Origin of the sequence: Allomuricauda sp. MMSF_3307, from assembly GCF_030733585.1 — a bacterium.
Taxonomy (GTDB): domain Bacteria; phylum Bacteroidota; class Bacteroidia; order Flavobacteriales; family Flavobacteriaceae; genus Flagellimonas.
The window spans coordinates 1-13,541 of the sequence record NZ_JASHIQ010000004.1; the positions used below are offsets into that span (position 1 = coordinate 1).

Genomic DNA, 13,541 nt, shown 5'->3' on the forward strand with positions numbered 1-13,541 from the left:
AGCGATGCATGCAGCCGAGCGGTACTAATTGCCCGTAAGCTTGCGCATTGCCCCCTCGGAAGCTCCTTAAGGACGCTCCACTTCGTTGATTCTTTTTTTTGACGGGCACACGCCCGTCCCAACATATGTCATGCTTCGGCTGCGCCCAGCAACCGTGCTTCGGATATACTTCGACAGGCCCGGCAGGGCCCGCCCAAGTGACCGATATTAAAATATTGAAGATCTAGGTGGCCATGGCGACGGGGCCCACCCCTTTCCATTCCGAACAGGGAAGTTAAGCCCGTTTGCGCCGATGGTACTGCCACACCAGGTGGGAGAGTAGGTCGCCGCCTTCCTTGAAGCCCCTCACACAACGTGAGGGGCTTTTTTGTTTTTTGGGGTTATCTTTGCACCATAAAAACATCTTTTAAACGATACCATTGAGTTCCCAATCCAATCCAGTCTTACTCGAGGAAAAATTAAATGCCTACTCCCATGCCCTGGGAATCGTGCTTGCGGCCATAGGAGGAATCTTTTTATTTCAAAACGATTTGGGAGCCATGCCTTTTATGAAAGCGAGCATTGGCGCCTATGTGGCCTCGTTACTTTTATTATTTACAGCATCAACCATATATCATGCGGTGGTAAATCCAAAGTTGAAGAAACGACTTAGGATTTTAGACCATATCAGTATTTACTATTTGATTGCAGGGACCTACACTCCAGTATGCCTCTCTGTATTGTTGCCATCCAAAGGATGGTTATTGTTTTATTTGGTCTGGAGCATTGCACTGTTTGGAACGGTACTTAAAATATTCTTTACTGGTAGGTTTGAGGCGTTTTCTTTAGTGCTCTACGGTGTTATGGGGTGGTTGATTGTCATTGACCTCCCTTACTTAATGGAGCATATGTCTGCATCAGGACTATTTTACCTTTCGTTGGGTGGTGCATTTTATACCATTGGAATACTTTTCTATGCGGTAAAAAAAATACCATATAATCATTTGATATGGCATTTTTTTGTGCTCAGTGGGGCGATTAGCCACTGGCGGTTAATTTTTGGGTTGATTAATTGATTCTTTAGTTTAATATATTATTTAATCAAACAACCATTTATATATAGGCGTGATGTCGCTATTGATTAAAGGATTTCTTTTAAAGACGCTTTCAATTTTTGGGGAAGACAAATGAGGAGCCTTATTGGTTTCTATAACTTTAATGAGATAGTCTTCGTAATCATTTATGCCTTCATATTTTTTAATGTCTACTTGTTGTATAAACAAAGGGTTTTCAATAAAAGGAACGTAAAAATCCCATGATTTGATAGTTTCAGGAAAATCCGGAATTTTAACTTCATTATTTTCTTGACTATTAAAAATTATATTCCAAGTATAGGGAACGTAATCCGCATTGGAACTTGTGCTGTGACCTAGTTCAATTTTACCCAATATATCACCATTACTTGATTTGTTGATGGTAATTTCCCTATTTGATTCGACCCAGTCCACCGACCAGTTCGGTATGGTAAAAGACTCCAAAATTGACCCGTAGCTAGTGATTTGATAATTTGCCAATTTCACTTTGGTACAATAAGATTGAAAATCGTCATTGTAATTGTACTCGATTCCACTTTGATTTAATTCCCAGTTTCTTGTGCTATTTTTATCTATTTGATGATAATAGTTGCCAATAAATTCCTCTTCGTTCAAATATCCCAATACATCTAAATAAGCCGTAAAATTTTCCGTTGGAAGATTGTTTACTTGAATAAACCTTTTTTCAATCCCTTCACTTGTAAAATCCTTTTTATCTAGAACCGTATTTTGGTTGATTGGGGCTGGTAACCATGAATATTGGTAAGGTTCTGTGTCTGTTTCTCTTATGTTAACATAGTATTTGTCCATTTCATACGTTGGACAGGTTAAACATTCCAAATTATAAAATTGAAACATATTTGGATCTTCCCATTTTAAATAAACAAAATACCTACTAGCGATACCTCTTAAATTGTTGTAGTCGTCCATCGAAAAACCGCTAGCTTCATAATATTGCCAATTTTGCTCTACTATTGGTTTATAGTCCAAATTGATGATGGGAAGCACATTTCTGTCTATATCTGTAATAGAATAAAACGTACTAAAATCATTGACCCCACCAGGACTTTTTAAGGCAAAAGTCAGCATGATTTTTTCTTCTGGTTCTAAATCTAGGAGAGTTCTAAATGCAATTAATTGCTCATCTTGTGAAATTGTTGCTTCATCCAATAGGGAGCCATCTAGTCTAGAAACGAAGATCACAACTTCGTCTCTATCATCAAAAAAATTGCTGGGTATGTTTATTTGAAGCAGCCGCCTTAAAATGGTTGTTGAGATTTCTAACTCAGTTGTATTTTGTAAAACATCCTTAGCAATAATTTTAAATTTGTGAAATCCCGTCGGGAACTGATTAGAATTAAAGGTATATGATTCGTTTTCGGGATTTTCCACTGCCAAAAGCACCTGTTCATCAATTTCTATGGAAAGCGAAAACAATTCGGAATACTCATCGTCAAGATTAGGTGCTATGGTAATTGTACCATCAATTATTTGGTCGTCTGATAAATCCTCAATTGATATTTCAGGACCTGTGTTGTCAGAAATGAAAGGAACTTCAAAAAGAGCAATATTATCTGCAAGGTCTCTTGCAACAATCTTCAGTGTGTTTACTCCATCTGTCAATTCTGACGTTTGCAAGTTGAAATAAAAATTGTCCGTATCAAGTTCTTGGTACAGTTGGTTGTTGAGATAGATCTCAATGGATTCCAAACCTTGGTTTTCTTCGATTTCAAAGGATATCTCGTTATAGTCGCCACCAATTATTTGATTCTCTGAAATGGAAAGATTGAAAATAATAGGAATCTCATTATCAATGTTGATTATTTGTTCCTTGTATGTTTCATTTCCTGAAGTGTCCGTAACTACGATTTTAAGAACATAATCCTTAAATTTTTTTGTTCCGGCTGTTTTGGATGCAAAACCTGAAACGTCAACGGTTATTTGATAGGGAGAAGTTGTATCCTCCCCGACTTTTTCTCCATTTATAAATGCTTCCACCTTTGCAATACCTCTTTCGTCTTCTGCATCAACATTGATTTGGATTTGACCGCTGACCACCACGGTTTGAGAGTTTGAGGAATTTGATATGCCAGCTATTGTGAAATCTACGGTGGGTGCTACAGTATCTGGCTCTGGGGTTGGGTCCGCGGAGTCTGAGGAGCAAGAGTAAAAAATACCAACAGCTAGCAATGGCAGTATAGTGGAGCGTAAAAAATTCATATAGTTAGTTTAGTTGATGGGAAAAATAACTCTTTTAGGTAAAAAAAGTCATTTTTCACTCTAAAAAAGTAAGAAAAATCGTTAACCGGTAAAACTGAGATTTAGCAGTCTCCCTAAACCAGATACGCAATTCCAATGCCTAAAATAATGACCACCACCTTGCGCAGATTGAACTTGTGACCCTGGGAACTTTCAAAAAGGATAATGGTGGAGATATGGAAAAATACCCCAATGGTCAAAGCCGTCAATAAATGCCCATAATCCTGTATCCACGACACAGTGGACAGGTAACTTCCCAGAGGCGTCATCAGCGAAAAAGCTCCGATAAAGAGCAAAACAGTCCCCAATTTCATCTTTGAATTGATTAAAAAGATACTTAGGATAATGGCTATGGGAATCTTGTGGATAACAATTCCGTAAAGTATGGAGTCGTTATCGTGTATCGGCACTCCTTCGACCAAGGCATGTATGGATAGACTCAAGAACAACAGTGTTGGGAACTTATTTTCTTGTATTTGGATATGCATATGCCCATGTTCGGCACCTTTGGAAAAGAACTCCAAAAAAACCTGCAATAAAATCCCTCCCAAGATGTATAGCGCTATTATTTTGGGGTCATTGTCATGATACACTTCGGGCAATAGCTCAAAAAATGTCAGCGATAATAAAAAGGCTCCACTAAAGGCCAGCAATAGCTTTATATTATCGTTGTTCTTTGGTTTGGTGAACCAAACAAATCCAAAACCGAACCAAACGGCCAAAATGGGAACCATGTAAATAATAGCGGAAGGAAAATCCATATCGGGAATTAAAGGGGCAAAAATAACCTATTTTTGCGGAAAGATTTTAGGATAGTATGGCAGGGAATTTTAAAATGATGGCAAAAACGCTCTACGGGTTCGAGCCTATCTTGGCAAAGGAGCTTCGTAATTTGGGTGCTGGACATGTGGAGGAGGGTGTTCGTAATGTTACTTTTGAAGGTGATACGGGTTTTATGTACAAGGCCAATTTATGCCTAAGGACCGCTTTAAAAGTCTACAAACCCATCAAAACCTTTCAAGTGTTCAATGAGAAAGATCTTTACAGGCATATTTATGAGTTGGATTGGCCCTCAATTTTTGATGTGGAAAAAACCTTTGCCATTGATAGTATTGCCAATACGGAGGTCTTTGATAATTCCATGTTCGTTTCCTTAAAGGCCAAAGATGCCATCGTGGACAAGTTTAGGGCTGTGGTGCGCGATCGTCCCAATGTGAAGACCCAAGATCCTGATATCCGAATCAATATCCATATCTATAAAAACACCTGTACGGTTTCGTTGGACAGTTCGGGCAACTCCCTGCACCAAAGGGGGTACCGTATTTTAACAAACATAGCGCCCATCAATGAGGTGTTGGCTGCAGGATTATTGCTAAAGAGTGGTTGGGATGGCCAAACGGATTTTTTGGACCCCATGTGCGGGAGTGGTACTTTTTTGGTGGAAGCGGCCATGATTGCTTGCCATATTCCAGCGAATATCAATAGGGAATCCTACGCTTTTATGCAGTGGAAGGATTATGATGCCGAATTGCACCAGAAAATTGCGGATGCCAGCTTAAAAAAGGTCAGGGAATTCCACCATAAGATCATAGGGTACGATAAGGCTCCTTCTGCGGTACGAAAAACACAGGAGAATGTGGACCATGCGAATCTATCGGATTATATCTCGGTGGAACGCAAGGACTTTTTTAGGACCGAGAAACCCGTGGAAGGGAAATTGCTCATGGTCTTTAATCCACCGTATGGGGAGCGCCTGCCCATTGAGATGGAAGATTTTTATGGAAGGATAGGGGACACCTTAAAGCAAAACTATCCCGGTACGGAAGCCTGGTTGATTACCTCCAACCTAGAGGCATTAAAACACGTAGGCTTGAAAACCTCGAAGAAAATAAAGGCTTTTAACGGGAAACTGGAAGCCCGATTGGTGAAATATGATATTTACGAGGGAAGCAAAAAGGATAAAAGTCAGGGTGATCATTAAGGCTGTGTGGCAAAAGGGCTAGTCCATTCCCCAAAAAATAATGGTAGGAAAAAGCGAAAGAATTGTTTAGATTTGGAGTGTGTTTAAAACACAACTAACTAACTCAACCAAATTTTGTGAAAGGAGTCCCACTAGGGCTCCTTTTACTTTTCCGACCAAATGGCCAGTTCGTTGCACGATGGATCCCTAAAATGAAAACGCTTTCCTCCGGGAAACTCAAAGATTTCCTTGCTTATGGTCCCTCCGTTTTGAATCACTTTTTCCTGGATGGCTTTAAGGTCGCTATGATAAAGTACTACGAGTGCACCATTCTTAATGGGTTCTGCACTCAGTTCAAAACCACCTGCGATTCCAACTTCGGAAAACGACACATAATTCGGACCATAATCCGTAAACTCCCATCCAAAGACCTCATGATAAAAAGTTTTGGTCTTCTCTAAATCCGTTGCTTTGAATTCGATATAATCAATAGTGGTTTTCATTTACTGTTCAGCTTCGGGTTGCTTCTTTTTGGATTTTTTATATAGTGGGATGAAGTAGGAGATGGAATAGTTGTAATTCACCCCAAAGTTGCTTCCGTCGGTCACTTTATTGAATCCGGGAATCCAGAGATTGGGAAATTGTTCATCCTCTGTATTGGTGATCAAAAATCCCAGTCGCGCACTCATGCCTACAAAAATATTGGCAAAAAGTTCCACTTTCGCCCCCACGACAAACTCCAACCACGAGGCAGAAAGGCCACTAAATTCACGGTTAGGGTTTTCTCCCGGTAAAAATTCCTCGTTGAAAAATTGGTTGGTCTCGTACAGACTGTAATCGTTCAGGGTTTGGGTAAAGCTGGCAAAGGCATAGCGTCCCCCAATGGTAATGGCGTTGTTCATCCCATACCAATTGGTGTAGGTATTAACGTCCACCCCGGCCTTAATGTAACTTCCTGAGGTTTCGTAGTCGTACAACAGTGTGTTGAGTAAGGTTTCGTCCTGCTTTTTGGTCTCGTTCCCGATTTCGGCCGCGAGATATAGTTTTTGGGTCAACCGATAGTCGCCCACCAATTCCAGTCCGGTGTAATCCTCATCAGCGAAGGAAAGCACCAATTTACTGATATCGGCACCCACACGAAGTCCATATTTTTCCTTGTACTCCACGGTGTCTTTTTGAGAAAGGTCTATGGGTTCGCTCTGGGCCAGTGCGAAAAAGGGCATGAGGCCGAATAAAATCTTAGTGAAATATCTTGACATGGATGTTATCGGTATTTTCTACATTGGGCTGAACGACCCTAATATCTTGAATCCAGTTTTCGGCACCCTCGGTCAGGGTTACTGAAATGTTATTGTAATTGGTCACAAATCCGCAGGCTCTTGATATAAACGCTTCCCCAAGTTCATAGGAAATGGTCAGGGTGTCGATATTTCCGATTTCCTCATTGGTTTCATCATCGTCGTCCGAGCCGGAGATAATTTGGTACATGGTGGTCACCGCATTGCTCCGTAAGGGTACCTGTAGCGAATCCGGTGAATTGGACCGGTCACCAAAGGTTGAATTGGTTAGTACGCTATCAATATCAATACTTTTGATGCGAATGGAAGGTACGGCCTTTGCGGCTGTGGTGTCGTTCACATCAAAAAAGCCCAACACCAATAAAGGGGTGTCTCCATCAACACAGATGTCGTCCTTTTCGCAGGAAGATACCCAGTAAAATAGAGCGGTGATAAGTAGGATGGGGATTAGTTTCTTCATTCTGTTTACCTGAGGGTTTACGTTCAAATGCTAGACCCGTTTTTCCAAAAGTACAACATTTTCAACGTGGTGGGTCTGGGGGAACATATCCACCGGCTGCACTTTGACAACTTGATATTGTTCTTTCATCAATGCCAAGTCCCTTGCTTGTGTGGCACTGTTACAGCTTACATAAACAATCTTTGGTGGTCCCACTTGCAATAACTGCTCTACCACCTGTTTGTGCATACCATCCCTTGGCGGGTCGGTGATAATAACATCTGGCTGGCCGTGGGCAGCAATAAAATCATCATTAAATACATTCTTCATATCGCCAACAAAAAATTCCACATTGGAAATTTGGTTATGCACCGCATTGGCCTTTGCATCGGCAATCGCTTCGGGAACGGATTCAACACCGACTACCTTTTTGGCATCTTTCGCGACAAACTGGGCAATGGTGCCTGTTCCTGTGTATAGATCATACACCAGCTCATTTCCCGTAAGCCCGGCAAAATCCCTGGTTACTTTGTAAAGTTCGTAGGCTTGGGCTGAATTGGTCTGGTAGAAGGATTTCGCATTGATTTTGAACTGTAAGCCCTCCATTTCCTCGAAAATATGGTCGCGTCCTGCAAAGCAGATTATCTCTTGGTCATAAATGGTATCGTTGGCCTTGGAATTGACAACATATAGCAAGGAAGTGATTTCCGGAAAGGTATCCTTCAAATGGTTCAGCAACAGTTCTCGTTGCTCCTTATGCTCTTCAAAGAATTGGATGAGCACCATAATTTCGCCGGTGGAGGAGGTACGAATCATCAAAGTCCTTAGTAGCCCTTCCTGTTTTCTTGGATTGAAAAAGCTTAGCCCGTTATTGTTGGCAAACTGTTTTGTTTCAAGGCGAATTGCATTGGAGGGGTCTTCCTGTAAGTGGCACTTTTTGATGTCCAGAATTTTATCCCACATTCCTGGAATATGGAATCCAAGGGCATTTCTGTCCTCAATATTTTTGTCGGAGTCGATTTCTTTCTGTGTTAACCATCGACTGTCAGAAAACGAAAACTCCATTTTGTTTCGGTAGAAATATTGTTCCTTGGAACCCAAAATGGGTTGGGTCGTGGGTAATTCCAAGTTACCGATTCGCTTCAGGTTATTTTCCACCTCTTTTTGTTTAAAATAAAGTTGGTGCTCATAGCCCATGTGCTGCCACTTGCAGCCCCCACAAGTACCAAAGTGCTGGCAAACGGGTTCCGTCCGTTTGTCGGACAGGGTATGGAATTTGGTGGCAACGCCTTCAAAATAGGCTTTTCGTTTTTTGGTGGTCATTACGTCCACCACATCACCGGGTACGGCATTACTGAGGAAAATTACTCGTCCATCTGGTGCTTTCCCCACGGATTTTCCCTTTGCTCCCGCATCTACTACGGTGACGTTTTCAAACGTTTTTCTCCTTCTATTTTTACGCATGGCGCAAAAGTAAGTTCTTTTTGGTATTTCGGGGAACGCAGCTTCTTAAATTGCATCTAAACTTTTGGCTTTTCCAGCGGGAAAGGCGTGGCGAAAATTATATTTTCATCAATTAATTTGTAATTTGCGGGCACTCCAAGGGATGATTTCTCTCCCACGCTGCTTTTTCGAGACTTCGAAAGAATAAAGGTACAGTAGGAATGGTTATTTTATCAATTTTAATCATTTAATGAAATGGCTGTTTTAGAGCATTTAACATCGCAGCAAGCGATAGATTTGGAAAACAAGTACGGAGCACACAATTATCACCCACTACCTGTGGTCTTGAGCAAGGGCGACGGTGTCCATGTGTGGGATGTGGAAGGAAAGCAATACTACGATTTTCTTTCTGCGTATTCTGCCGTAAACCAAGGTCACTGTCATCCCAAAATTATCGGGGCCATGATGGAGCAGGCAAAAACCTTGACCTTGACCTCACGTGCATTTTACAACGATATGTTGGGCAAATTCGAGAAGTACGCTGCGGAGACTTTTAATTTTGACAAGTTGTTGCCCATGAATACGGGTGCGGAAGCGGTAGAGACCGCTTTGAAAATTTGTAGAAGATGGGCTTACGGCAAAAAGGGAATTCCGGAAAACCAAGCCCAGATTATTGTTTGCGAGAACAATTTTCATGGTAGAACCACTACAATCATTTCTTTTTCCAATGACGAGGTGGCGCGTAATAATTACGGTCCCTACACCGAAGGGTTTATCCGAATTGAGTATGATAATCTAACCGCTTTGGAGAATGCCCTAAAAAGCAATCCCCATGTAGCTGGTTTCTTAGTGGAACCCATTCAGGGTGAAGCTGGGGTTTATGTGCCCTCGGAGGGTTATTTAAAAGGTGCCAAGGCCCTTTGCGAAAAATACAATGTCCTTTTTATTGCCGATGAAGTGCAAACAGGTATTGCCAGAACGGGACGTTTGTTGGCCACCTGTGGCAATTGCAGCTGTGCGGACAAAAACTGTAGCGGCACACCCGAGGTGAAACCCGATATTTTGATTTTAGGGAAGGCCCTTTCCGGCGGTGTTTATCCAGTATCCGCGGTATTGGCCAACGATCCCATTATGGAAGTAATCACGCCAGGGAGCCACGGAAGCACCTTTGGTGGAAACCCTGTTGCGGCAGCTGTGGGCATGGCTGCTTTGGAAGTGGTCAAAGAAGAAAGCCTGGCCGAGAATGCAGCAACCTTGGGAGAACTTTTCCGTGAGGAGCTGAACAAGTTCATCCCGGAATGTGATTTGGTGGTGAAGGTTCGTGGACGCGGGCTGCTCAACGCCATCGTCATCAACGATTCGGAGGATAGCTCCACGGCATGGGACATTTGTATGGCACTCAAGGAAAATGGTCTATTGGCCAAGCCTACCCACGGAAACATCATTCGGTTTGCGCCACCTTTGGTGATGAACCGCGAGCAATTGCTGGATTGTGTGTCCATTATTATTAAGACACTGAAAGAGTTTAAAAGGAGTTAAAGAAAACTGGGGCTTTTGCCCCAGTTTTTTTATTGTTCTTTTGATTCTATGGACATTTCACACCCAAAGGAGTCCGCAAAAAAGTTGTCCAAGTCATCAGCTTTCAGCGCTAAATTCTTGATGTTTTCTTTGATTTTTTCGGCATAATCGGTGAAAATATCAGAAAGATGTACGCGATAGGAGAGATAGATTTGGTTATCGTGAATACCTAAATAATAAGGTTCCACGTTGCTTTCCATTAAATGGTTCAATAGTTCTTCAAGATTTTGTTTTGGTAGATGGTTCATGGGTGATGTGGCCACCAAATAGTCTCTTTTAAAGACGAATATGCGAACCAATGCGCTCCCTTGGTGAAACTCCCAATAATCCCTTCCTGCCCTCCCCAAAACTGGGTTGATTCCTAAATCCTCTAGGGCACCTTCCACAAACTTTGCAAAGTCACTTTTTTCAAATTCCTCCCAAATCGATATATCCAGATGGTTGCCACAATGGGCACAAAACTCCGATTCTTTGTCGGTATAATTGTCACAGGAGTTACACTTTACATTGAATGTTGTTTGATTAGGTAAATGGGAAAAGTCATTCAATTCCTTGATCAAGTCGGTGTGCTTTATCCCAAAGCCCACATTGTCCGCATTGGTGAACTTTGACGTGGTTACCCCTACAAGAACCCCAGCTTCGTTTAACATGGGACCCCCGGAGTTCCCAGGGTTTACTGCGGCATCCGTTTGTACATAGCTTCTGCTCCCCATGGGTTGGTTCGGCGACGATACGATCCCTTCTGTAATCGTATACGGCATTCCAAATGGGTATCCGTTAATAAATACTTTTTGGGTGTTTACAATCTGAATTTCCTCTTGAAGGGAAATGTCCGTATTGGTGTTGGTAAATCCGTCTATGCTCAAAAAGGCCAAGTCGACTTCTGGGTTCACCATCACTACCTGTGCAACATGCCTGTCTTTTTTATAATCTTCTACGGCAACTGTCTTTTCTCCCTTTACCACATGATAATTGGTGATGATATGATTTTGCCCGTTGACCGTAAAACCACTTCCTGTACCCGAAGCGGTCACAATTTTGTAAACCGATTTTCTAATATTTTCCATGTTATCCTCTATCTGGTTAGCTAAATAATTTTGAAAAGAAACCTTTTCCTTTTTTTGTGGATGAAGTGGTACTTACCGTTCCATCCAAAAACGCATAATATGTGTTGAGCAAAAGGGGACGAGCTTCATCCAGATTTTTGCCTGAAACCTTTTCAAGTACATCGTAAATGGCATTTTGGTGGTGCTCCTCCATATTATAATCGTAAATCATTTTTAAAAAAGCGGACTGAAGGTAATAGCAGAGCATCAACTGATTGTTTTCCTTAACATAGCGCTCCACATAGGTCTCCATACTTTTTGCGTGGTTCTGCAAAACTTCCGTAGAGCTTCTCCACTTCAAGGAAATCAATGACTCTGCATGATACATATCCTGCAAAAATTCTTCCTTTGACTTTGCAAGTAGCTTCTGCATAAAGTTTGTTCCTTTATCGATTCTAAAGTTGAAATCAATTTGACCATTGAAGAGATTGGATACATATTCTTCCAGCTTGGTTCGCAGCGTTCCATGAACACAGGGCATGTTTACGATTTTTAGAAGGGACAATACGGTAATATCCCATTGATAATCGTTCCATCTTTTCTCCTTGAACTCCTTGCTGTACTTCTCATAGTCCTCCAAAACCTCCTGAATCTGTTGCCAAACGGTATCTTTTTCGTCTTCGGATAAGGGGGTAGTCTTAGGGGTGGTGAAGAATTCAGCCTGATATTTTTCTATAAATTCATCGTCATAGTCATCAGAATACACACTTATTTCCCTCAATACATCGTACACTTTGTAAGGTTGGCAAAGTGCAATTGGGGTTTCATACTCAAACCACAAAACGTCTTGTTTCCGACGTATTTGGGCTAGGGGTCAACGGATTGAAATTGATTTCCGCCACTTTTCTAAATAGCGGTACCTTGTTGGTTTTCTCCGTGATTTTTACAAAGGGGGCCTTCACTGAAAACATATCCTGCGATATGGAGATGCATATTTCTGCTGAACCTTGCCCATGAACAATTTGGAGGTCATCGTTCAAAGAATGGTTTTGCAATACATCCGAATTGATGTAATTGATGGTTTCCAATAGGGCTTGCCTGTAATTTTTGGCATCGTAGGCATCCATTGCCCTGCTCCAGTAAGATACATCCATTCGCGGACTACCCTTGCTTTTTATAGGTCTGGAGAACCTAGGAAGTACATGTGACATTAGTATAGGTTAAGAATTAACAAATCAAGATTTGGGTGAGGTTGATTTGTCGTTCTTTAGAGGTTGAAGAAAAACGATGTCACAATATCGTGTTTTTTTTCAAAATCAACACCATGTAAATGTATGAAAGCCAATGGTGTGAGTGGTGAAACCCCACTAGCTAACTGCAGCTTCTATCAAACGAAGCTGCTTTTTGTAGGCATTGAACCTAGCTTTGATTCCAATGGGGAGCGTGCTGTTCTGTGGAATATGTCCAAAACTCATCCCATACACGGCGGGAATGCCCAAAGGTGCAATCCTGTCCGTTATCACTTCTTTAAGGGTGAAATTATCCGTGGTCCGTTTGCGGTCGCATCCTTTGCATACCCCAAATACAATTCCCTTGGCTTTTAAAAAGGTGTCCACTTGGGTGAGTTGGGTCAGCATACGGTCGATTCGGTAGGGAGCTTCCTCCACATCTTCCAAAAAAACGATACGGTCGGTGAAATTAATTTCATAAGGGGTGCCTATCATAGCCGTTACCAACGATAAACTTCCGCCAACGAGTTCACCCTCTGCCATTCCAGGTGTAATAGTGTACCTGTAATACTCACTGTTTCGGTACTGTTTGGGGTCTTCCAGAATGGCATTTTTAATGGGAAGCACTTCTTGGGGCTCCATCAAAACTTTTTTGAAATAGGCTTGGCTATACTCATCGTCCAATGTTTTGCCTACGGGTCCATGAAAACAAACAAGTCCTGTCTTTTTATAAAAGGTGTTGATAAGCGCGGTGATATCGCTAAAGCCAATAAATGCCTTGGGGTTGTTGGCAATGGTCTCGTAGTCCAGCAAATCCAAAATTCGCGTACAGCCATAACCGCCGCGGGCACAGAGTATACCATCAATGTCGGGATTGGCAAACATCTCGTTGATGTCCTTCGCCCGTTCTTCGTCCGTATTGCTAAAATAGCCGTGATTGCCTTCAATTCGGTCTGTATAAAATGCCTTGAATCCCATTTTTTTTAAGGTATCTACCGCAAGATATATGGACTCTGTATCCAAAGCAAACCCAGGAGCTACCAAGCCAATAGTATCGCCCATTTGCAAGCGTTTGGGCTTTATTTTGGGCAACGGTTTGGCTGAGGGGGCATTACTCCATCCAGTTTGATGGAAAAGGGTGGCCGCACCAAGGGCAGTGGCCGATTTTAGAAAACTTCTTCTTTTGGACATTTATATGGGATTAGGCACCACAAAG

At 41.9% G+C, this 13,541-nt stretch carries 13 protein-coding genes and 1 rRNA gene; 4 read left to right on the forward strand and 10 right to left on the reverse strand.

The window, feature by feature from the left end:
* Window positions 1–223: 223 nt before the first annotated feature.
* Both rrf and trhA read left to right on the forward strand, forming a co-directional pair.
* Window positions 224–335, forward strand: a 5S ribosomal RNA gene (rrf, locus tag RBB12_RS10730).
* 84 nt (window positions 336–419) lie between these two features.
* A complete protein-coding gene (trhA, locus tag RBB12_RS10735; protein ID WP_306014430.1) occupies window positions 420–1,055 on the forward strand; it encodes a PAQR family membrane homeostasis protein TrhA in 636 nt (211 codons plus the stop codon).
* A gap of 21 nt (window positions 1,056–1,076) precedes the next feature.
* Here trhA and RBB12_RS10740 read toward each other — a convergent pair whose 3' ends face one another.
* Together RBB12_RS10740 and RBB12_RS10745 are read right to left on the reverse strand one after the other, a co-directional pair.
* Window positions 1,077–3,293 (reverse strand): Ig-like domain-containing protein, encoded by a 2,217-nt coding sequence (locus RBB12_RS10740; RefSeq protein WP_306014429.1) that lies wholly within the window; start codon window positions 3,291–3,293, stop codon window positions 1,077–1,079.
* 113 nt (window positions 3,294–3,406) lie between these two features.
* Window positions 3,407–4,093: a ZIP family metal transporter gene (locus RBB12_RS10745; protein WP_306014428.1), complete on the reverse strand. Its 687-nt coding sequence runs from the start codon at window positions 4,091–4,093 to the stop codon at window positions 3,407–3,409.
* Between the two features lie 56 nt (window positions 4,094–4,149).
* Between RBB12_RS10745 and RBB12_RS10750 the strand changes: the two genes are divergently transcribed.
* On the forward strand, window positions 4,150–5,313 hold the full coding sequence (locus RBB12_RS10750; protein ID WP_306014427.1) for a class I SAM-dependent RNA methyltransferase: 1,164 nt from the start codon (window positions 4,150–4,152) through the stop codon (window positions 5,311–5,313).
* A gap of 143 nt (window positions 5,314–5,456) precedes the next feature.
* On the opposite strand, the gene RBB12_RS10755 is transcribed toward RBB12_RS10750, so the two are convergent.
* Genes RBB12_RS10755 through rlmD form a run of 4 tightly spaced genes read right to left on the reverse strand, consistent with a single transcriptional unit; the run spans window position 5,457 to window position 8,493 of the window.
* Window positions 5,457–5,795, reverse strand: coding sequence for a VOC family protein (locus tag RBB12_RS10755; protein ID WP_306014426.1), 339 nt, complete (start codon window positions 5,793–5,795; stop codon window positions 5,457–5,459).
* On the reverse strand, window positions 5,796–6,551 hold the full coding sequence (locus RBB12_RS10760) for a DUF6048 family protein (protein ID WP_179385496.1): 756 nt from the start codon (window positions 6,549–6,551) through the stop codon (window positions 5,796–5,798).
* Entirely contained in the window at window positions 6,532–7,050 is a 519-nt protein-coding gene (locus RBB12_RS10765; RefSeq protein ID WP_306014425.1) for a DUF6452 family protein, read from the reverse strand. Before RBB12_RS10765 ends, RBB12_RS10760 begins: the two co-directional genes overlap by 20 nt.
* Before the next feature lie 30 nt (window positions 7,051–7,080).
* Complete coding sequence (gene rlmD, locus RBB12_RS10770) at window positions 7,081–8,493, reverse strand: 23S rRNA (uracil(1939)-C(5))-methyltransferase RlmD (protein WP_306014424.1); 1,413 nt, start codon at window positions 8,491–8,493, stop codon at window positions 7,081–7,083.
* A gap of 234 nt (window positions 8,494–8,727) precedes the next feature.
* On the opposite strand from rlmD, the gene rocD reads away from it, so the two are divergent.
* Window positions 8,728–10,011: an ornithine--oxo-acid transaminase gene (gene rocD / locus RBB12_RS10775; protein WP_306014423.1), complete on the forward strand. Its 1,284-nt coding sequence runs from the start codon at window positions 8,728–8,730 to the stop codon at window positions 10,009–10,011.
* A 29-nt stretch (window positions 10,012–10,040) separates the two neighbouring features.
* Here the strand turns inward: rocD and RBB12_RS10780 are convergent, their stop codons facing one another.
* From RBB12_RS10780 to RBB12_RS10795, 4 genes are all read right to left on the reverse strand, one after another.
* On the reverse strand, window positions 10,041–11,117 hold the full coding sequence (locus tag RBB12_RS10780) for a trypsin-like peptidase domain-containing protein (RefSeq protein ID WP_306014422.1): 1,077 nt from the start codon (window positions 11,115–11,117) through the stop codon (window positions 10,041–10,043).
* A gap of 16 nt (window positions 11,118–11,133) precedes the next feature.
* Window positions 11,134–11,889 carry a hypothetical protein gene (locus RBB12_RS10785; RefSeq protein ID WP_306014421.1) on the reverse strand — a complete coding sequence of 252 codons (756 nt, stop codon included), beginning with the start codon at window positions 11,887–11,889 and terminating at the stop codon, window positions 11,134–11,136.
* Between the two features lie 37 nt (window positions 11,890–11,926).
* A complete protein-coding gene (locus tag RBB12_RS10790) occupies window positions 11,927–12,307 on the reverse strand; it encodes a hypothetical protein (protein ID WP_306014420.1) in 381 nt (126 codons plus the stop codon).
* A 156-nt stretch (window positions 12,308–12,463) separates the two neighbouring features.
* On the reverse strand, window positions 12,464–13,516 hold the full coding sequence (locus tag RBB12_RS10795) for an LD-carboxypeptidase (RefSeq protein ID WP_306014419.1): 1,053 nt from the start codon (window positions 13,514–13,516) through the stop codon (window positions 12,464–12,466).
* Window positions 13,517–13,541: the final 25 nt, after the last annotated feature.

Bases quoted from the DNA above. Each gene is read 5' to 3' on its own strand.
- RBB12_RS10740 (WP_306014429.1), bottom strand. From the start codon at position 3,293: ATGAATTTTTTACGCTCCACTATACTGCCATTGCTAGCTGTTGGTATT.
- RBB12_RS10745 (WP_306014428.1), bottom strand. From the start codon at position 4,093: ATGGATTTTCCTTCCGCTATTATTTACATGGTTCCCATTTTGGCCGTT.
- RBB12_RS10750 (WP_306014427.1), top strand. From the start codon at position 4,150: ATGGCAGGGAATTTTAAAATGATGGCAAAAACGCTCTACGGGTTCGAG.
- RBB12_RS10755 (WP_306014426.1), bottom strand. From the start codon at position 5,795: ATGAAAACCACTATTGATTATATCGAATTCAAAGCAACGGATTTAGAG.
- RBB12_RS10760 (WP_179385496.1), bottom strand. From the start codon at position 6,551: ATGTCAAGATATTTCACTAAGATTTTATTCGGCCTCATGCCCTTTTTC.
- RBB12_RS10765 (WP_306014425.1), bottom strand. From the start codon at position 7,050: ATGAAGAAACTAATCCCCATCCTACTTATCACCGCTCTATTTTACTGG.
- rlmD (WP_306014424.1), bottom strand. From the start codon at position 8,493: ATGCGTAAAAATAGAAGGAGAAAAACGTTTGAAAACGTCACCGTAGTA.
- rocD (WP_306014423.1), top strand. From the start codon at position 8,728: ATGGCTGTTTTAGAGCATTTAACATCGCAGCAAGCGATAGATTTGGAA.
- RBB12_RS10780 (WP_306014422.1), bottom strand. From the start codon at position 11,117: ATGGAAAATATTAGAAAATCGGTTTACAAAATTGTGACCGCTTCGGGT.
- RBB12_RS10790 (WP_306014420.1), bottom strand. From the start codon at position 12,307: ATGTCACATGTACTTCCTAGGTTCTCCAGACCTATAAAAAGCAAGGGT.
- RBB12_RS10795 (WP_306014419.1), bottom strand. From the start codon at position 13,516: ATGTCCAAAAGAAGAAGTTTTCTAAAATCGGCCACTGCCCTTGGTGCG.